Below are 18,468 nucleotides of genomic sequence, written 5' to 3' on the forward strand. Positions count from 1 at the left end.
GCGCTAGAGAACGCCGGCCTTTTTCCAGGCCAGATAATTGCTCACCAGCTGCGGGCCCAGCTCGCTCGGGCGTGCATCAAGCACCGGCACCTTGTGGGCAATCAGGCGTTCATGCAAGCCAGCGCGGGCGTTCAGGTAGTCCAGGGTGCCGCAGTAATCCAGGGCGCTGGAGAGGTCCTGTACCGGGGCGTGGCGCAGGGTATCCAGCACTTCTTCACGCAGGCTGGCGACCAGTACGCGGTGCTGGCGGCTCAGACGTTTGACCGCGCCGAGCAGGGCCTGATCATCCTCATCCCGCAGGTTGGTCACCAGCACCACCAGGGCGCGACGGCGCTGACGGCTGAGCAGGTTTTCCACCGCGGCGGTGAAGTCCGCCGGCTGCTGGGTGCTGCGCAGGTCGTACAGCGCATTGAGCAACACATTCAGCTGCGCCTGGCCTTTGACCGGGGCGAGGAAGCGGTTCTGCTCGCCGGCAAAGGTCGACAGGCCCACCGCATCGCCCTGGCGCAATGCCACGTAGCTGAGCAGCAGCGAGGCGTTAAGGGCGTGATCGAAGTGCGACAGCTCACCGTCCTGGCTGCGCATGCGGCGGCCGCAGTCGAGCAGGAAGACGATCTGCTGGTCGCGCTCGTCCTGATACTCGCGGGCAATCGGCGTGCGTTTGCGCGCGGTGGCCTTCCAGTCGATCTGCCGCAGGGTATCGCCGTCGCGAAATTCGCGCAGTTGGTGAAATTCCTGACCCAGGCCGCGGCGTTGCTGCTGGCGTACGCCTAGCTGGCTAAGCCAGTCATCCACCGCCATCAGTTGCGCGCCGTAAAGCCGGGCGAAATCCGGGTAGACGCGGGTTTCACCAGCCACGGGCAGATAACGCCGGGCGCGCCACAGGCCCATGGGGCTGGGCAGGCTGACTTCGCACTGCGGGAAATGGAAATGCCCGCGCAGCAGTGGGCGCACGCGGTAACTGACCTGGGTCTGTTCGCCGGGGTGCAGATCAACCTTGAGCGGCAGGTGCTCGAAGGCCATATCGCCGGGCAGATGGTCGAACACCTCCACCTGCAGCGCACGGGTGTAATTGTGGTGCAGGCTCAGCCGCACATCGCTCCAGCGCCCCAGCGGCAGGTTGCCGGGTAGCTGGCGTTCGATGCGCGGCGAAGGTACTTGGCGCAGCAGCAGGGCGTCGATCAGCGTCAGGCCGAGCAGTACCAGCAGCAGGCCCCAGTAAATCGGCGTGAAGCTGCGCGGCACGGCAACGCCCAGGGCGCTGCAGATACCCAGGGCGATACCGAGCACGAACAGACCGGCGAGCAGCGCCAACAGCGCGCGCGAGGGCTTCATGCGGGAGCGCCTTTAAGTGCGGGCTTTTGCCAGGTACGGGTCATAGGCGCGGTGCCGGAACCTGGTCGAGCAGCTGTTGCAGCACCTGATCCACCGACAGGCCTTCGATATCCAGCTCCGGCGACAGGCGTACGCGGTGGCGCAGTACAGCCAGGGCGCAGCCCTTGATGTCATCTGGCAGCACAAAATCGCCGCCGCGCAGCAGTGCGCGGGCGCGGCCGCAGCGTACCAGGGCAATCGAAGCGCGTGGCCCGGCGCCGATGGCCAGGCCAGGCCAGGTACGGGTGGCACGAGCAATACGCACGGCGTAGTCGAGTACCTGCTCATCAATCGGCAGGTCGCTGGCAATCTTCTGCAACGCGAGTACATCGCGGGCCTGCAACAGGGTGCGCAGCGGGGTGACTTCGAGCATGTCGGCTTTGCTTGAGCGCGCCACCTGGCGAACCATGTTCAGCTCTTCGCTCTGCTCGGGGTAATCCATGCGCAGCTTGAGCATAAAGCGGTCGAGCTCGGCTTCCGGCAGCGGGTAGGTACCCTCCTGCTCAATCGGGTTCTGCGTGGCCAGCACCATAAACGGCAGCGGCACATTCAGGGCGCGGCCTTCCAGGGTGACCTGGCGTTCCTGCATGACTTCCAGCAGCGCAGCCTGGGTCTTGGCCGGGGCGCGGTTGATTTCATCCGCCAGCAGCAGGTTGGTGAATACCGGGCCCTTGCGTAGTTTGAACTGCTCGCTCTGCAGGTCGTACACGGCGTGGCCGGTGACGTCGCTGGGCATCAGATCCGGGGTGAACTGGATGCGTGCGAATTCGCCGCCGAAGCAGCGCGCCAGGGCACGCACCAGCAGGGTCTTGCCGAGGCCGGGAACGCCTTCGACCAGCACATGGCCGCCGGCGATCAGGGCGCTGAGTACGTCGTCGATCACCGCCGTCTGGCCGATCAGGGCTTTCTGCAGTTCACCACGCAGGGCCTGAGCCAACTGGCTGGCGCGCTGGCGCTGCGCGTTCGGATTCGCCGCTGCGGCTGCCGGGGCAGCTGGTGCTGGGGCCGGTAGAGGCGTTTCGCTAGCCGCCGCTTCGACGGTTTCAGCGCCGACAGGGGCTGATTCGATCTCGCTTTCCGACTGTTCGGGGGTGTGTTCGCTCGTCATAGGGCATTCCTGAGGGTTTGCAGGTTGGCGACCTGGCGGGTGAAGTCGGCGGCGGCCAGACGCTGCTTGGGCAGCGGCCGCATGGCTTGGCTGATAACGCTGGAAGGCTGGCGGGTCAGGCGGCTCAGCACCTGCCACTGCTCGGCCACGGCGAGGCGTTCGAAACCGGGGTGACGATGGCGGGCGCGGCGCTGAATATCCTGCTGCAGGCCTTGCAACAGGCTGTGCTGGCCGTTGTGGCGCAACAGAAAATCGGCACTGCCGCGCAGGTGTTCCTGCAACTGCCGGCGATTGCGGCTGGCGGGCAGCAGCAGCGGGCCCTGGCGCATGCCCAGGTGCCACAGGCCGAATGCCAGCAACAGTGCCAGGGCGACCAGCGCCTGAGGGAAGTGTTCGAGCAGCAGGCTGAACAGATCATTGCGGTCAGCGCGGTAGAGCAGGGTGACTTGGCTGTCCTGGGTCATGTACCAGAGCAGCCAGGCATTGTCGTATTCGCCGATACCCTGGTTCTGCCAGATCCAGCTGTCGCTGACCACGCTGATCAGGCCGTCGCCATGGTAGAGCTGTAACAGATGGGTGGCGGCGTCGCTGTTGGCCCAGGCGTGGGCGCGGTTTTCGGAGTCGTAGAGGTGGAAGTCGGTGTCGAAGTTGAAGTAGGCCGGCGCCTCTTCATTTTCCAGGTACAGCTGGGTCAGCTCCGGGTAGGCGTTGTCTGAGCCTGTGGTTGCCTCTGCCGTAGCCTCTGGTTCGGTTTGTGGCTCCGCGTCGGTCGTGTCTTCTGCAGAGGCGTCTTCTTCCGCTGCTTCGCTGGCGTCTTCGTCGAGTTCTTCGCTCTCGTATTGCTGGATGCCCAGGCTGTCGAGCAGCAGATCGCCGCTTTTGCCTTCTTCTTCATCCCACAGGCGCTCGGCAACAAACAGCAGGTGGCCGCCTTTGGCGGTCCAGGCCAGCAGGCGTTCGGCCTGTTTGGGCGTCATGCGGTTGCGGTCACCGAGTAGCAGCAGGGTTTGTCCGGCGCTCGGTAGGTCCTTCATGACCTCCAGGCCATCGGCGCGTTGCACCTGCAGGCCCTGTTTGCGCAGGAAATGTTCGGCAGCCAGATAAGGGTTGGCCCGGGCCTCGGGTGCGGGGCCATGCTCGAGTGTTTCCTCATAGGGCGTGAGTTTACCCAGCAGGTAGATGCCGAGCAGGCCGAGTAGCAACAGCAGGCCGGCACCGAGAAGGAACTGGAAACGCCGGTTCATGCCTGCGCTCCCTGTTCGAACAGGCGTCGCCAGGCATTGCACAGGCCCTGTTTAAGTGCCGCTGGTGGCAGTCGATGGCCGTAGGCGAGGTTCTGCCAGTGGCGGGTCAGGGCCTGGCTGAAGTGACTGAGGTCTTTCTGCTGCAACGCCTGCACCAGTTGCAGCACTTCGGCTTCGGTGTGCGAGCTTTTCAGCGGCAGGCGCTGTTCGTGCAGCATGCGACTGAGCAGGGCGCGGTAAAGCAAGCCGAGGGCTGCGCGTGGCTGCTCATCCCAAAGCCGCTCAACCTCGCCGGGAATATCCGCTGGCAGGCTTTGTGGCGCCACTTCCAGGCCGAACAGTTGTTCAGGTGGCTGATAGGTGCGCCCCTGCGGCAAACGTAAGCGTCCAGCAAAGGCATTCAGCCAGTCGCGGTAACGCCACAGTAACCAGGCGATCAGGCTGAACAGTAGTGCCCACAGCAGCACCTCGAAGAACAGTGCCACAGCATCGACGCTCTTCCAGAACTCGGTGAGTTTGAAGAACTTTTCCAGCAGTTCGAGCAGGGCCTTGGCGTCTTCCTCGCTCGGCTCCTTGGGTTCTTCGCCGAAGCGCCAGCGAGTGACGGTTTCGCGGTGCTCGAAGGGCGGTTGATCGAGCAGTTGGCCAATGCTCTTTTGCGCTTCGGCACTGTTCAGCGGTTGTTTGAGCAGGCGTTCTGCTTGCGGTCCTATGGGGTCTTCAACCGGCAGCGGGCAGCTGTTTACGGATGTGGCTGCCATGGCGCTGCTTGGCATCTGCATTAGCAGAACGCCGCAGCCCAGTAGCAGGGCATAGGCTACGCCCGTCAGGCGCTGGCGTAGCTGACGGAAGACCAGTTCGATGTCCCAGGCTTCCAGAGCGGTGCGGCGATTCAGGTAAAGGGTAAAGCCGCAGGCGACGTAGATCGGTTCCCAGAGAATCAGCAGCAGAACGTAGGTCAGGTTGGACAGGTGCTCCAGCCACAGCCATTCGCCCGACGCTGCATTCACCAAGCTGTCCCAGCTCCAGTCCAGTTCCATCTGTGCCGGCAGGAGCATGTAGAAGAAGCTGATGATGCCGAACCACAGCGCCATTTCCAGGTGTACGCCGACGATGGTGAGCCAGCTGGCTCCGCCGGCATCGCGTTGGCCGAGGACGATCAGGCGTTGGCTGCGCGCCTTGCCGGACAGTCCTTCCAGCTGCATCACCGGTAGGTCGAAGCTGCGTGTGGGGCTCAATCGGCGCCAGGTCAGGCTGGCCAGCAGTTGCGGTTTGAGCAGGCCGGGCAGGGCTTTTAGCGCCTGCTTGAGGCTCGGTGTGGCGCCGAACAGGGCATGCGAGAGGATATACAGCGGCAGGCGCTCAAAGGCCGGTTTCAGCCACCAGAAAATCAGCACGGCGATGCTTGGGTAATCCCACAGCAGCAGGCATAGCAGGGCAAAGACCGGCACCGTTACCAGCGCCCAGCTGAGCATCAACAGGCCGGCATGCTGCTTGGCGAGCAAGACGCCGAGATCCATCGCTTCCCAGGCACTACGCGGGCGTATGGCCACGCTGGCATCAGTCAGGCGCATGTGCACCTCGCCCGGCCAACAGCAGATAGGCCAGTACCAGCAGCCAGAGTGCCGCGCCGACCGCATACTTGATGGTCGGGCTGGCCAGGCTCATGGAAGACCAGTAAGCCTCGATAAAAGCGGCCAGCAGGAGAAACACAATCACCCCGCCGATCAGCCGTACGCTGCTGCCCGCCGCTACCCGCAGGGCTTCACCGCGTGGTAGGCGTCCCGGTACCAGCAGTGCCCAGCCGAGCTTGAGACCGGCGGCACCGGCCAGGGCAATGGCGGTGAGTTCAAATGCGCCATGACCGACGACGAACGACCAGAAGGTTTCGCCATAACCGATCTGCGTTAGGTGGCCGGCCACCGCGCCAATCATCAGGCCGTTGAACAGCAGGTAGAACAGGCTGCCCAGGCCAAACAGCAAGCCGCTGGCAAAGGTCTGAAAAGCAATGCCGATGTTGTTCATGATGTAGTAGCCGAACATCATCCAGTCATCACCGGAGTCGCGCTCGCTGAAGCGGCCGATGCGCCTGGCGTCGGGGTCATACATCTTTTCCATCTCGGCCACCTGATCGGGCGCCATTACGCCGTAGACCAGGTCGGGGAAGTGATACACCAGCGTGCCCATCAGCAGCAGGCTGCCGAAAAACAACAGGCTGGCGGTGAAGACAAAGCGCCATTCGGCGCGAACCAGGCGTGGGAAACCGGCCAGGATAAACCCGAGCAGCTGTGCCCCCAGCGGGCTGCGGTGGCGATAGAACTGCTGATGGCCACGCATGGCCAGTTGTTGCAACTGCTCGATCAGATGGCTGCTGTAACCGCGGCTCTGCGCCAGTGCCAGGTGTTGGCACAAGCGCCGGTAAGAGGCAGCAAAACCTTTGCACTGCTGGCTGTCGGCCTTGCCGCGCTCAAGGCTTTCGAGCTGGCTGGCAAAGGCTTGCCATTCGGCTTGGTGCTGGTGCTCAAACAGGCTCTGTTTCATGTCGGCCCCAACAAGCCACGGGCGATGCCGTTGATCTGTTGTTCGGCCTGTGCGGCAGGCACCTGCAGAGGTTCTGCAAGGATGCTCGCCAGTTCCTGGCGACGTGCAGTGGACAGGCTTTGTGCGCGCTCGGCAAAACCAAGCAGGGCGCGTTGTTCATTAAGACTCAGGCTGAACGGTGCCCGCAGGGCGTCTGCCGGCGGCAGTTCGGGAGCGGCTGGCGTGCTGTCGCGGTAGACCACCAAGGTGCCGGCGGCGATATCGCCCAGGCGTTTGAATGCTGGGTGATTCAGACAGCTGAGAATTCCCAGGGTGTAACCAAAAGGCAGGATGTCGACGAAGCGCAGCAGGTTGCGGGTCAATGAAGCAGCCCAACCCACTGGTGTGCCATCGTCATGCACTACCCGCAGTCCCATCATCTGCTTGCCGGGCGAACGGCCCTGGTTGAGCACCTCAAACAACACCATGTACCACCAGGTCACCAGGAACAGCAGGATGGTACCCAGACCCATGCCGAATTGGCCGAGTAGCGCCAGTACTGTGAACAGCGCACCTAGCAGCGCACCGCGAATCAGCAGGTCGATGGCGAAAGCCAGGGCGCGTGGCACTACGCCTGCCGGACGCAGGATCAGGTCGATGCCTTCCGGTGTTTCCACCTGATAACGGGTATCCAGCAGCGGGCGGGCAGCGGCTGAATCGGGGGTTGGCGTGAGCGGCATCGGCAGACTGCGTCGAGGAAAGCCCGATGCTAGCCAGCAGCAGGCAGGGAAGCAACCGGCTCAATCGCTTGAGCCGGTAAGCACGGCGTTAATTTATTGCGGTACCGGTAGTACGCCGAAGATGGTGCGATAGAGCACACCGATAGCAATGGTGAACAACGGGATGGTCCAGACCAGGCCGATGCCCAGCGGGATGGCGCTGATACCAGTGATCAGGCCAAGCAGCAGAAACAGGCCGAAGACCTTGAACCAGTGTTGGCTAATCGCCTTGCGCGAGGCTTCCAGGGCTTGCCAGGGGCTAAGACCGCGCTCGACCACCAGAGGAATGGCCAGCATGTAGGCGATGGCCAGATACAGGCCGGGGATGATCAGCAGGATCATGCCGAGGTAGATCAACACCATGCTGATAATGGCGGTGATCACCAGCGGTACAGTGCGGCCGAAGTGGCTGAAGATGTCGTTGAAACTGATCGGCTGGTCGGCGGCGCGACGGATGCCGACCATGTTGATCCCGGCCATAAAGGGGTAGGCCAGCGCCGAGGCGAAAATGCCGACGACCATCTCGACCACGACACTCAGCATTGGGCTGTCACTGACCATGCCCAGGATGCCGAAGAAGCCACCAATCAGAAAGGATGCTACGAGGAGTACAGCGTAGAACACCAGAAAGCCACCGATGATGATGCCCTTGGTGCCTTTTACCCGTTGCCAGGCTTCGCTGAGCAGGTCACTGATGGTGAAGTCGTAACCGCGACTCAGGGCTTCCTCAATGCTTGGTACCTGACTATCGCGGGGCGTTTCCTGCAAGGCACTGGCGGGGGCGGCATAGGGGTTGCTGGAGCTGATATCACTCATGGGGCGTCCTTGATCATGGAGTGGTGGCTGACGTTGCACACTTTAGTCGGCGGCCAGACGCCCGACAAGGCGCGCCGGGTGCTGCGGGCGTGAGCTGGTGCAAGGTTCTGCGTTTGAATGTGCGGCAGCAGCAGGGTGTTAGACTGCCAGCGCCCCAGCATCAGGATGCCACTGTGACTTCCAGCCTTTTTTGGTACGACTACGAAACCACAGGTATTGACCCGCGCCGCGACCGCCCGCTGCAGGTTGCCGGAATCCGTACCGATGAACAGCTCAATGAAATAGGCGAGCCGTTGAATATCTATTGTCAGCCCAGTGACGACATCCTGCCGCATCCGGCTGCGTGTCTGGTGACTGGCATTACCCCGAGCATCCTGGCGCAGCGTGGGCTGGATGAGGCCGAATTTATGAGCCGCGTGCATGCCGAGCTGTCGCAGCCAGGCACATGTGGAGTGGGCTACAACAGCCTGCGTTTCGACGATGAAGTGACGCGCTACAGCCTGTACCGTAACTTCTATGACCCCTATGCCCGTGAGTGGCAAGGGGGCAACAGCCGTTGGGATCTGATTGATCTGGTGCGTACGGCTTATGCATTACGTCCGGAAGGCATCGTTTGGCCTGAAGAGGACGGGCGGGTGACGCTCAAGCTGGAACGCCTGACCGCTGCCAATGGTATTGAGCATGGCCAGGCCCACGATGCGTTATCCGATGTGCGGGCGACCATTGCTCTGGCGCGCTTGCTGCGTAGTAAACAACCCAAGCTGTACGACTACTTGTATCAACTGCGCAGCAAGCAGCGCGTGCAGGATCAAATACGCTTGTTGCAGCCACTGGTACATATCTCCGGGCGTTACGCCGGCGCGCGTCACTACCTGGCGGTGGTTTTGCCCCTGGCCTGGCACCCGCGCAATCGTAATGCACTGATTGTCTGTGATCTGCAGGCCGACTGCGCACCGTTACTCAATGAGTCCGCCGAAACGTTGCGTACGCGCCTTTACACACGCCGCGAACAGTTGGCTGAGGGTGAATTACCAGTGCCGCTGAAGTTGCTGCATATCAACCGCTGTCCGGTTGTGGCGCCCATGAATGTATTGCGTGTGCAGGATATTCAGCGGCTGCAACTGGATCTTCCTGCGTATCAGGCGCAGGCCGAGCAGTTACAGGTTAATGCGGCGGTTTGGCAGAACAAACTGGTGCAGGTATATGGCGAAGAACAATTCGCGCCGAACGAAGATCCTGAGCAGCAGTTGTACGATGGTTTTATTGGTGACCGTGACCGGCGTTTGTGCGAACAGGTGCGGCGTGCCGAGCCACAGCGTCTGGCTGATGCAGCCTGGGCATTTGATGATGGGCGTTTGCCTGAGTTGCTGTTTCGTTACCGTGCGCGCAACTTTCCCGCGACCTTGAATGCTGATGAGCAGCAGCGTTGGAGAACATTTTGCCAACAGCGCCTGAGTCATCCGCACTATGGTGCACCCAATACCCTTGAACAATTTGAGCAAGCGCTGGTTGATGCGCTGGCCGGAGTGGATGCCGCGCAGCATGCAGTATTACTGGAGTGGCGTGAATATGCCGAGCGCCTGCGCCAGCAATATGCCCTCTGATATGTAAGGGTAATAGTGCGCTATTGCTATGCGATGTGCCTGGGCCGATAACAGTGCATGTATAGCGTGGCGCGAAGAGCGGCTGCCATGAATGGCCGATCATAAAAAACGCCAGCAAAGCTGGCGTTTTTAGGTGTGGCAAATGTGGCGTGTGCGGCTTAGCCCAGCAGGGTAGCCCAGCCTTCAACAACGTCACCGCCCCACTTGGCTTTCCACTCTTTCAGCGTTTTGTGGTTGCCGCCTTTGGTTTCGATAACTTCGCCAGTGTTCGGATTTTTATACTGCTTAACTTTGCGGGCACGCTTGCTGCCAGCAGGTTTGGCGGCACGAGTGGCTTTGCTGCTTTTGGCTTCTGGGTCAAACATGGCAATGATGTCGCGCAGGGACTTCTGATATTCGCCCATCAGTGCGCGCAGTTTGCCTTCGAACTCCAGTTCTTTTTTCAGCTTGTCGTCTTGCGACAGATTTTTCAGGCGCTCTTGCAGCTCTTTGATGGCTTCTTCGGTGGCGCGGTATTCGTTGATCAACGACATGTGAGTTACCTGTATTCGGGGTTGACGATAAAGTGATAGCAATAGTAGTCAGGCACTTTTCACAAGTAAACCGCTTTATCAATATTTTTCATGAATTGTATTGTTAAGTTACGCATACATACGCTGGCTTAATTCTGGATTGCTGATTGTTACCGTCATTCGGATTAGTTTTGCGCAGACGCTTAGTTGCAGGTCTTTACATATTTTGAGCGCTGAATGGCGCTGCCACGGCCCTGGCGGGTACTGCAGTTTTTCTGCGCAGTGACTAGAATGGCCGACTTTATTTGTGTGCTGGAGCCGCTGATGCGTACTTTTCGATTGGTCATTGCCTGTCCGGACCGGGTCGGGATCGTGGCCAAGGTCAGTAATTTTCTGGCCACTTACAACGGCTGGATTACGGAAGCGAGCCACCATTCGGATAATCAGAGTGGCTGGTTCTTTATGCGCCACGAGATTCGCGCCGATTCCTTGCCCTTTGATCTGGATGGCTTTCGCCAGGCCTTCGCGCCGATTGCTCGCGAGTTCTCCATGGAGTGGCGAGTAACCGACTCCGCGCAGAAAAAACGCGTGGTGTTGATGGCCAGTCGCGAATCACATTGCCTGGCCGATCTGTTGCACCGCTGGCACAGCGATGAACTCGATTGCGATATCCCCTGCGTGATCTCCAACCATGATGACCTGCGCAGCATGGTCGAGTGGCATGACATCCCGTATTTCCATGTGCCGGTTGATTCGCAGAACAAGCAGCCGGCGTTTGATGAGGTCGAGCGGCTGGTCAAGGCACACGATGCCGATGTGATTGTTCTGGCGCGTTACATGCAAATTCTCCCCGCGCAGTTGTGCGCCGAGTTTTCCCAGCGGGTGATCAACATTCACCACAGCTTCCTGCCGTCCTTCGTTGGTGCCAAGCCCTACCATCAGGCCTCGCTGCGTGGGGTCAAACTCATCGGTGCAACCTCGCACTATGTCACCGAGGAACTGGACGCCGGGCCTATCATTGAGCAGGACGTGGTACGCGTCAGTCACCGCGACAGTATCGAGGAGATGGTGCGCCTGGGTAAGGATGTCGAGAAGATGGTGTTGTCCCGTGGTCTACGCTATCACTTGGAAGACCGAGTGCTGGTGCACGACAACAAGACCGTAGTATTCGACTGAGGTGCAGGCTGCGGTTCGGCTCAGGACACGCCAAGAGGATTTGCCGATGCTCAAGTCAATCAAGGTACGTGATTACATGACCCGTAACCTGGTGACCTTTCGTCCCGATATGAACCTGTTCACTGCCATCAATCGCATGCTGGAACACCGTATTTCCGGTGCGCCGGTGGTCGATGGGCAGGGCCACCTGGTGGGGTTGCTGTCGGAGGGTGATTGTTTGCGCGGCATTCTTTCCGGTGCTTATTACGAGTCGGCTGGCGGTGATGTCAGCGCTTACATGACCAGGGATGTCGAAGTGATCTCGCCCGAAGCCGACATCATCGAGATATCCGAGCGTTTTCTGCGCGGTCGCCGCCGGCGCTTGCCGGTGGTTGAGGGCGGTCGTCTGATTGGCCAGGTCAGCCGTAGTGATGTGCTGCGAGCGGTCAAGGAGTTTGCCCAGCATGATCAGGGGCGCATGGGGCTCAATTGATGGTTGGAGGGGTGAAGCATGAGTGATCCGCACGAGCGTGGTACCGCTACGGCACCGCCGATAGTCGGCGAGGGCTGTACGCAACGTTATGATCCCCAGGCCCTGGACCCGGAAGATGGCACCGAGTTTGCCGATGCTGCCGAGTTATGGCGTCAGTTGCAGCAAACACCGGCGGCAACCGATCCACAGAAATGAAAACGGGGCGCTCACTGAGCGCCCCGTTGCTTTTATGTTCAGCACGTCCATGTGCTTTACCCCTCAGGGCCGCCGCTATAAGACGTTAAAGTCGATCAGATGCGGAAGCTGTCAACTAGGTGCTTGAGGCGCAGCGCCTGTTGCTCCAGATCACCGCAGGCCCGCAGAGTGGCATTGAGGTTTTCCACGCCTTCCTGGTTGAGGGTGTTGATTTCGGTGATGTCCATGTTCAGCGCCTCGATCACCGAGGTCTGTTCTTCGGTGGCGGTGGCTACCGATTGGTTCATGCCATCGATCTCGCCAATGCGCTCCGTGACGCTGCTCAGGCGGGAGCCGGCCTGGTTGGCGATTTCCACGCTTTCTTCGCTGTAGCGCTGGCTCTCCGTCATGGTGGTCACCGACTCGCGCGAGCCAACTTGCAGCTCCTCGATCATCTTCTCGATTTCCTGGGCCGACTCTTGAGTGCGGTGCGCCAGGTTGCGCACTTCATCGGCCACCACGGCAAAGCCACGACCTGCTTCACCGGCGCGCGCCGCTTCGATGGCGGCGTTGAGTGCCAGCAGGTTGGTCTGTTGGGAGATGCTCTTGATCACTTCAAGAATCTGCCCAATGTTCACCGTCTTGCTGTTGAGGGTTTCGATATTGCCGCAGGACGCGCTGATTTTGCCGGACAACTCATTCATCGCCTGGATGGTTTTTTCCACCACCTGGCGGCCGTCTTCGGCCAGTTGGCGCGCATCGGAAGCCTGGTTGGACGCGTCGGCGGCGTTGCGGGCAATTTCCTGGGCGGCGGCGCCCAGCTCATTGATGGCAGCCGCCACGCTGTTGGTGCGACTGGCCTGTTCATCCGAGTTGATCATCGACGAGTTGGAGGCGCCGACTACCAGCTTGGCGACTTCGTTGACCTGGCTGGTGGCTGACGATACTTCGCGAATCGAGCTGTGAATCCGTTCGACAAAGCGGTTGAAGGCATTGGCCAAACGGCCGAATTCGTCATTGGACTGGATGCTCAGGCGCTTGGTCAGATCGCCTTCGCCCTGAGCGATGTCCTCCATGGCCTTACCCATGACATTCAGCGGTTGCATCAGCACGCTGATCAGCATGCTCAGCAGCAACATGATCAACACCACCGCAATGATGGTGGCGATGATCGCCGAGGCACGGAACTCGCTGAGCATTGAGTAAGCTTTGCTCTTGTCGACCGACAGGCCCACGTGCCAGCTCACCGAAGGCAGGCCTTTGACCGGGGCGAAGGTGAGAATACGGGTTTCGCCATTGAGCTCGGCTTCGCTGAACTCGCCGCTGATCCGTGGCGTGTTTTGTGGATAGACCTCGCGGAGGTTCTTCATCACCAGAGACTTGTCCGGGTGCACCAGAATCTTGCCGTCAGCACTGACCAGAAAGGCATAACCCATACCGGCAAAGTCCAGCGAGTTGATGATGTCGACCAGTGTGGTGAGGCTTAGGTCGCCACCGACGACCCCAGCCGCTTTGGCGGGTGTCGCAATGGTAATGATCAGCTCGCCAGTGGCGGCATCGACGTAGGGTTCGGTGAGGGTGCTACCCCCTGCGGCCATGGCGTCCTTGTACCAGGGGCGTTGGCGCGGATCGTAGCCATCCGGCATCTTTTCGTCCGGACGCATGGTGAAGCCGCCGTCGGCGCTGCCCAGATAGGTGAAAGCGAAGGTGGAGGCCAGCACCTTCTGCTCCAGCAGGCCGGTCAGGGCTTCACCGGAAGCGTCGCGGGCGACCGATTGAGCAACGTTTTCCACCAGCAGGATTCGTCCGGATAGCCAGTTAGAGATGTTGCTGGCGGTAACATTGCCCATTTCCTGCAGATAGCTTTCCAAGTCTTCCCGGATCGCATTGCGTTGCAGGTAGTCGTTATAGAGGGTGAACAGGGAAAAGGCTGCGATGACCACCAGCGCGGCGGCGAGCAGAATCTTGTGGCTGAACTTGAGGTTGTTGGTCATGGCTTCTTGCGTCCGGTGAGTTCTGGCATCAGTCTTGTGCTGATGTACGGCAATCGCTGTCGCAGAGGCTGCGGCAATGCTGATTATGTCGGCCTGATTGCAGTAAAGCTTTAACCACGGAGATAACAAGATGGCAGAACTCGACCCGTTTGTTGTGGGGGCCGATCCACAGGGCCTGCCGGTGGGGCAGCCGCTGCGCCTGGCGAACCGCCACGGGCTGATTGCCGGTGCAACGGGCACCGGTAAAACCGTGACCTTGCAGCGCCTGATCGAAACCTTCAGCGATGCCGGTGTGGCGGTGTTTGCCGCTGATGTCAAAGGCGATCTCTGTGGTCTGGGCGCCGCCGGTGCACCGCAAGGCAAGGTGGCTGAGCGGATCGCCAGCATGCCCTGGCTCAACCATCAGCCGTGCGCTTACCCGGTAACCCTGTGGGATGTGCATGGCAAGAGTGGCCATCCGCTGCGTACCACGCTGAGCGAGATGGGCCCATTGTTGCTGGGCGCGCTGCTGGAGTTGACTGACAGCCAGCAGGCGGCGCTGTATGCAGCGTTTAAGGTGGCGGACCGTGAAGGTTTGCTGCTGCTTGATCTGAAAGACCTCAAGGCATTGCTTGCGCACCTGAAAAACCACCCTGAAGTGCTAGGTGAAGACAGTGCGCTGTTTACTTCGACGTCTTCACAGGCCCTGCTGCGCAAGCTGGCCGGGCTGGAACAGCAGGGTGCCGAGGCGCTGTTTGGCGAGCCGGCACTGCAACTGGAAGATATTCTGCATCCTGACCGAGATGGTCGCGGGCGCATTCACCTGCTGGATGCCAGCCGTTTGGTGCATGAGGCACCGAAGGTTTATGCGACTTTCCTGCTCTGGCTGCTGGCGGAGCTGTTCGAGCAATTGCCGGAGCGTGGCGATGCGGACAAGCCACTGCTGGCGCTGTTCTTCGATGAAGCACATCTGCTGTTCGCCGATACGCCCAAGGCCTTGCAGGAGCGCCTTGAGCAGGTGGTGCGTTTGATCCGCTCGAAGGGTGTGGGGGTCTACTTCGTCACCCAGTCGCCGGGCGATCTGCCGGATGCCGTGCTGGCCCAGTTGGGCCTGCGTATTCAGCATGGTCTGCGTGCCTTTACCGCGAAAGAGCAGAAATCGCTGCGTGCAGTGGCAGATGGTTTTCGCCCCAACCCGAGTATCGACACGCTGGCAGTGTTGACCGAACTGGGTATTGGCGAAGCGCTGGTCGGTACGCTGGAAATCAAGGGCACCCCGGCCATGGTGCAGCGAGTTGCAGTGGCACCGCCGCAGTCGCGGATCGGGCCGCTGAGTGAAGCCGAGCGCGCGGCGCTGATCCGCCAATCACCGCTGCTGGGGCGCTATGACAAACCGATTGACCGCGAGTCAGCCTATGAGTTGTTGATGGCACGCGCCGAGCAGGCTGCTGCGCAGCAGGCCGAACAGGCCAAGCCCAGTGCGACCGGCAAGAAGGCTGAGGGCAGTAGCCTGGGCAGTGCGGCGGGCGAACTGCTCGGTGGTTTGGCCAGCCAGGTGGTGAAAACCGCCATGCGCCAAGCCGCCAATCAGATCGGTCGGCAGTTGGTACGCGGCCTGCTGGGCTCGCTGATGGGCGGTAAAGGACGTTGAATGCCAGGCCATCCCCGTGCGGGGATGGCCTGTAGACCTCGCGTCAGCTGGCGGCCTCGTCGGCTTTGCTGCGCAGTTCCTTTTCGATTTTTTCCAGTTCTTTTTCAAACGCTTGATCAAGAAGGTTGGCCTTCTTGCGCCACGGCTTGCGCTCGGGGTCCGGTTGAGCGGCGTAGGTGATGACTTCCCCGCCGTAAACATCCTTGTAACGCTGCGCCTGGCGCTCGAGTTCAGCGCGCAGTTCGTCTTTCGTCACGTAGTTACCCATGGTCTTGAAGCAGAAGTGTTGGCTGAATGTCAGGTGGTTGCCTGAGCATTTGAGGCGGCCAATCAGGTTCAATTTGCACGCTTATTGAGGCGGGGTGAATAGTTTTAGGGGCTATTGCCGCCGTATGTAAACCCTTCAATAGGTTATTGAAAGGGCTGCTTAGTACGCGCCGGGTAATTATGGCGATGCCAGGTTAAATGTCCAGCCCGCCAAGGGCTGGCATAACGCCGCAGCGCTTTTTGTTGTGAGGCGGCTTAGGCAGCATTATTCGATATGGCTTTTCTGTTTTGTTACATATCTGTTTGATTATTATGAACTTTAAATAGGATTAATTTGGCGCCAATTTTGCGGCGTGCTCGCCGCATTAATTCGACACCACCCGCTTCCGCAATGCTTATACACAAGGGCGTTAGATGTCGGCTGAGCAGTGAGGCATTAGCCAATAGATCGGGTAATGGATTATTTCGCTATGCGGGGTTGTGGCGGCCATAAACTCTGATGCATCTGCTTATCTGCGGTTCATATTGGCCTGCTTGGGGTATATGCCGCCATTTACTGCTGGCATGTTCGCAGAGTACGTGTGCTGTGGTCTTGAAATACCTTGCAACCTCTGCGCGATTGAGGAAATCCATGCGCCTCTCTACATTTGCGCCCGCAACGCCGGGCCCCTCTGACAGCTAACCGCTGCCATGTCGGAGTTGCAGTTTGTACAACTTCGACACTTAGAGGAGGGGCTCATGACTGCCCTAGAACCGTTCTTCCTGGCCGAATTTCTCGGCACTGCCACCTGGTTGTGGTTGGTCTTTATCACCATCGTCGTCAGCCTGCTGGTCTTTGACCTCGGGGTGCTGCACCGTGAGCATCGAGAAATCGGCGTTCGCGAAAGCCTGTTGCTGTCCGCTGGCTACATCACCGCAGGCTTGCTGTTTGGCCTCTGGGTCTGGCAGGTCAAGGGCGGTGACGCCGGGATGGATTTCTACACCGGCTTTCTGATTGAGAAATCGTTGTCGATGGACAACGTATTCCTCATGGCGATGATCTTCAGCTTTCTGGCCATCCCGCGTAAGTACCAGCACGAGGTGCTGTTCTGGGGCATTCTCGGGGTTATCGTGCTGCGCGCGATCATGATTGGCTTGGGGGCGGCGCTAATCGCCGAGTTCAGCTGGATTCTCTACGTGTTTGGCATCTTCCTGCTGCTGACCGGGGTGAAGATGTTGTTCAGCAAGGTCGATGCCCACCCTGACCTCAGCGAAAACGCGCTGGTGAAGTTCCTGCGTAAACACATGCGGGTGACTGATCGTCTGCATGAAGGGCGCTTCTTCGTCCGTCAGGCGGATGCCAGCGGTAAATCCGTGCTATGGGCGACGCCGTTGTTCCTGGCCCTGGTGCTGATCGAGTGTGCCGACCTGGTATTCGCGGTGGACAGCGTGCCGGCGATCTTCGCCATTACTCAGGACCCCTTCATCGTCTACACCTCGAACATCTTCGCCATCCTGGGCCTGCGGGCACTGTATTTCGCCCTGGCGGCGATGATTCACCGCTTCGCCTACCTCAAGTACGCCCTGGCATTGGTGCTGGTATTTATCGGCGGCAAGATCTTCCTGGTGGGCATCATCGGCAAGATTCCGGCTGTGATTTCCCTGAGTGTGACCCTGGGCCTACTGCTTGGCGGTGTGCTGCTGTCGTTGTGGAAAACCCGTGGTCAGGCCCCGGCTGAGCCGCAGGCCTGAATGCAAACCGGTGGCGGTCGCAGTCGGCAGCCACCGATCAAATCGGCAACATTGAGCAATGGAGACAGTGATGAGCAAAACGCTGCAGATGACGGCCCTGGGGCTGGTGATGATTGGCCTGGTCGGCTGTGAGGCCGCCGAACAATCGGCGCAGAAACTCGCCGAGAAAGCAGAACAGGCGGTGCAGGATGTAGCCCGCGAAGCGGTCGACGAGACCTTGCAACAACTCAACAAACAGGTGGATGAGGTTCAGCAGTCGACCAATGAATGGCTGGGCAAGCCGTCCGAGGACGCGCAGCCGGATGATGCGGCGAAAGAGCAGCCTCCGGCCCGCGAGTCAGCGGAGCCGATCGACAACACGGCGGTTGAAACCTGAGGCCGCTCAGGGTGTCTTGCTGAGCGCCTCACAGCTGGGCGTGTAGTTCTGCTGGCAGGCACTCTGGAATAAGGCCCTGGCCTGCAGTGGATCGCGCGGTACGCCTTGCTCACCCGTCAGGTAGAGGTTGCCGAGGATGTGCTGAGCCATCGGGTTGCCCCCCGCCGCCGACTGATTCAGGTATTTGAGCATCTGCTGCGGGTTGTGGAACTGCGGGTTGTCGCGGCCGGTGTACAGGTAGGCCAGGCTCACCGCGGCCATGGCGTGGCCCTTGTCGGCGGCCTGTTTCCACCAGTGTTCGGCTTGCTTGAGGTCTTTGGGCTGGCGGACGAAATACAGGCTGCCGAGCTGGAACTGGCTGTCGAGGTCGCCACGGTTAGCCTGACGCTGCAAGTCAGCCTGGGCCGCGGCGGCATCGTGCTGCCCGGTATCGGTCTGGGTTGCTGGCGGCTGAGAGGGTGGTGTGCTGGCACAACCGCCGAGCAACAGCCCGCTGCACAGCAGCGTTGCGAATAGATAACGAAGCACCATGCGTGGTGTTCTCCTGTGCTGAGTGGGGCGTTAGCAGCAGACTGCCTGTGCGCCAGCAAGTTGCGCCTAGATGCAATTCATATCAGTTTGTCGCTTGCAGCGTTTCCCTGTGTGCAGAGAGCTGCGATTCTTGCAGCCAGTCGCCACCATCGGCCTGCGA

18 protein-coding genes are annotated in these 18,468 nt (G+C 60.2%); 7 read left to right on the forward strand and 11 right to left on the reverse strand.

Features of this window, described 5'->3' with window-relative positions; all coding sequences use genetic code 11:
• Positions 1 to 3: 3 nt before the first annotated feature.
• The 7 genes from IOD17_RS04245 to IOD17_RS04275 all read right to left on the reverse strand — a co-directional run bounded on the left by IOD17_RS04245 (position 4) and on the right by IOD17_RS04275 (position 7,841).
• Positions 4 to 1,335, reverse strand: a complete 1,332-nt coding sequence (locus IOD17_RS04245) for a DUF58 domain-containing protein (RefSeq protein ID WP_233683840.1) — start codon at positions 1,333 to 1,335, stop codon at positions 4 to 6.
• Between the two features lie 40 nt (positions 1,336 to 1,375).
• A complete protein-coding gene (locus tag IOD17_RS04250) occupies positions 1,376 to 2,482 on the reverse strand; it encodes an AAA family ATPase (protein ID WP_233683841.1) in 1,107 nt (368 codons plus the stop codon).
• Entirely contained in the window at positions 2,479 to 3,726 is a 1,248-nt protein-coding gene (locus IOD17_RS04255) for a DUF4350 domain-containing protein (RefSeq protein WP_233683842.1), read from the reverse strand. Before IOD17_RS04255 ends, IOD17_RS04250 begins: the two co-directional genes overlap by 4 nt.
• Positions 3,723 to 5,300 (reverse strand): DUF4129 domain-containing protein, encoded by a 1,578-nt coding sequence (locus tag IOD17_RS04260; RefSeq protein ID WP_233683843.1) that lies wholly within the window; start codon positions 5,298 to 5,300, stop codon positions 3,723 to 3,725. The genes IOD17_RS04255 and IOD17_RS04260 overlap by 4 nt, the downstream gene beginning before the upstream one ends.
• Positions 5,287 to 6,267 (reverse strand): stage II sporulation protein M, encoded by a 981-nt coding sequence (locus IOD17_RS04265; RefSeq protein ID WP_233683844.1) that lies wholly within the window; start codon positions 6,265 to 6,267, stop codon positions 5,287 to 5,289. Before IOD17_RS04265 ends, IOD17_RS04260 begins: the two co-directional genes overlap by 14 nt.
• A complete protein-coding gene (locus IOD17_RS04270; protein WP_233683845.1) occupies positions 6,264 to 6,986 on the reverse strand; it encodes an RDD family protein in 723 nt (240 codons plus the stop codon). The genes IOD17_RS04265 and IOD17_RS04270 overlap by 4 nt, the downstream gene beginning before the upstream one ends.
• 93 nt (positions 6,987 to 7,079) lie before the next feature.
• On the reverse strand, positions 7,080 to 7,841 hold the full coding sequence (locus tag IOD17_RS04275; protein WP_233683846.1) for a DUF975 family protein: 762 nt from the start codon (positions 7,839 to 7,841) through the stop codon (positions 7,080 to 7,082).
• Positions 7,842 to 8,014: 173 nt separating this feature from the next.
• On the opposite strand from IOD17_RS04275, the gene sbcB reads away from it, so the two are divergent.
• A complete protein-coding gene (gene sbcB, locus IOD17_RS04280; protein WP_233683847.1) occupies positions 8,015 to 9,445 on the forward strand; it encodes an exodeoxyribonuclease I in 1,431 nt (476 codons plus the stop codon).
• Between the two features lie 158 nt (positions 9,446 to 9,603).
• Here sbcB and mvaT read toward each other — a convergent pair whose 3' ends face one another.
• The gene (gene mvaT, locus IOD17_RS04285; RefSeq protein ID WP_233683848.1) at positions 9,604 to 9,978 is read right to left on the reverse strand and encodes a histone-like nucleoid-structuring protein MvaT; all 375 of its coding nucleotides are present in this window, start codon (positions 9,976 to 9,978) and stop codon (positions 9,604 to 9,606) included.
• Between the two features lie 303 nt (positions 9,979 to 10,281).
• On the opposite strand from mvaT, the gene purU reads away from it, so the two are divergent.
• The 3 genes from purU to IOD17_RS04300 are packed head-to-tail and all read left to right on the forward strand — an operon-like array spanning position 10,282 to position 11,800.
• Complete coding sequence (purU, locus tag IOD17_RS04290) at positions 10,282 to 11,133, forward strand: formyltetrahydrofolate deformylase (protein WP_233683849.1); 852 nt, start codon at positions 10,282 to 10,284, stop codon at positions 11,131 to 11,133.
• 46 nt (positions 11,134 to 11,179) lie between these two features.
• Positions 11,180 to 11,605 (forward strand): CBS domain-containing protein, encoded by a 426-nt coding sequence (locus IOD17_RS04295; protein WP_233683850.1) that lies wholly within the window; start codon positions 11,180 to 11,182, stop codon positions 11,603 to 11,605.
• 18 nt (positions 11,606 to 11,623) lie between these two features.
• The gene (locus IOD17_RS04300) at positions 11,624 to 11,800 is read left to right on the forward strand and encodes a hypothetical protein (protein WP_233683851.1); all 177 of its coding nucleotides are present in this window, start codon (positions 11,624 to 11,626) and stop codon (positions 11,798 to 11,800) included.
• Between the two features lie 95 nt (positions 11,801 to 11,895).
• Here IOD17_RS04300 and IOD17_RS04305 read toward each other — a convergent pair whose 3' ends face one another.
• Positions 11,896 to 13,773, reverse strand: a complete 1,878-nt coding sequence (locus IOD17_RS04305) for a methyl-accepting chemotaxis protein (protein ID WP_233683852.1) — start codon at positions 13,771 to 13,773, stop codon at positions 11,896 to 11,898.
• A 130-nt stretch (positions 13,774 to 13,903) separates the two neighbouring features.
• On the opposite strand from IOD17_RS04305, the gene IOD17_RS04310 reads away from it, so the two are divergent.
• Positions 13,904 to 15,403 (forward strand): helicase HerA-like domain-containing protein, encoded by a 1,500-nt coding sequence (locus tag IOD17_RS04310; protein WP_233683853.1) that lies wholly within the window; start codon positions 13,904 to 13,906, stop codon positions 15,401 to 15,403.
• A gap of 43 nt (positions 15,404 to 15,446) precedes the next feature.
• On the opposite strand, the gene IOD17_RS04315 is transcribed toward IOD17_RS04310, so the two are convergent.
• Entirely contained in the window at positions 15,447 to 15,659 is a 213-nt protein-coding gene (locus IOD17_RS04315) for a hypothetical protein (protein WP_233684514.1), read from the reverse strand.
• Positions 15,660 to 16,408: 749 nt separating this feature from the next.
• Between IOD17_RS04315 and IOD17_RS04320 the strand changes: the two genes are divergently transcribed.
• Together IOD17_RS04320 and IOD17_RS04325 are read left to right on the forward strand one after the other, a co-directional pair.
• On the forward strand, positions 16,409 to 17,401 hold the full coding sequence (locus IOD17_RS04320; protein ID WP_233683854.1) for a TerC family protein: 993 nt from the start codon (positions 16,409 to 16,411) through the stop codon (positions 17,399 to 17,401).
• Positions 17,402 to 17,471: 70 nt separating this feature from the next.
• Positions 17,472 to 17,777 carry a hypothetical protein gene (locus tag IOD17_RS04325; protein ID WP_233683855.1) on the forward strand — a complete coding sequence of 102 codons (306 nt, stop codon included), beginning with the start codon at positions 17,472 to 17,474 and terminating at the stop codon, positions 17,775 to 17,777.
• A gap of 6 nt (positions 17,778 to 17,783) precedes the next feature.
• Here the strand turns inward: IOD17_RS04325 and IOD17_RS04330 are convergent, their stop codons facing one another.
• Positions 17,784 to 18,308, reverse strand: coding sequence for a tetratricopeptide repeat protein (locus tag IOD17_RS04330; protein ID WP_233683856.1), 525 nt, complete (start codon positions 18,306 to 18,308; stop codon positions 17,784 to 17,786).
• Positions 18,309 to 18,468 lie beyond the last annotated feature (160 nt).

Origin of the sequence: Pseudomonas anguilliseptica (assembly GCF_021375795.1) — a bacterium.
Classification (GTDB): Bacteria; Pseudomonadota; Gammaproteobacteria; order Pseudomonadales; family Pseudomonadaceae; genus Aquipseudomonas; species Aquipseudomonas anguilliseptica_A.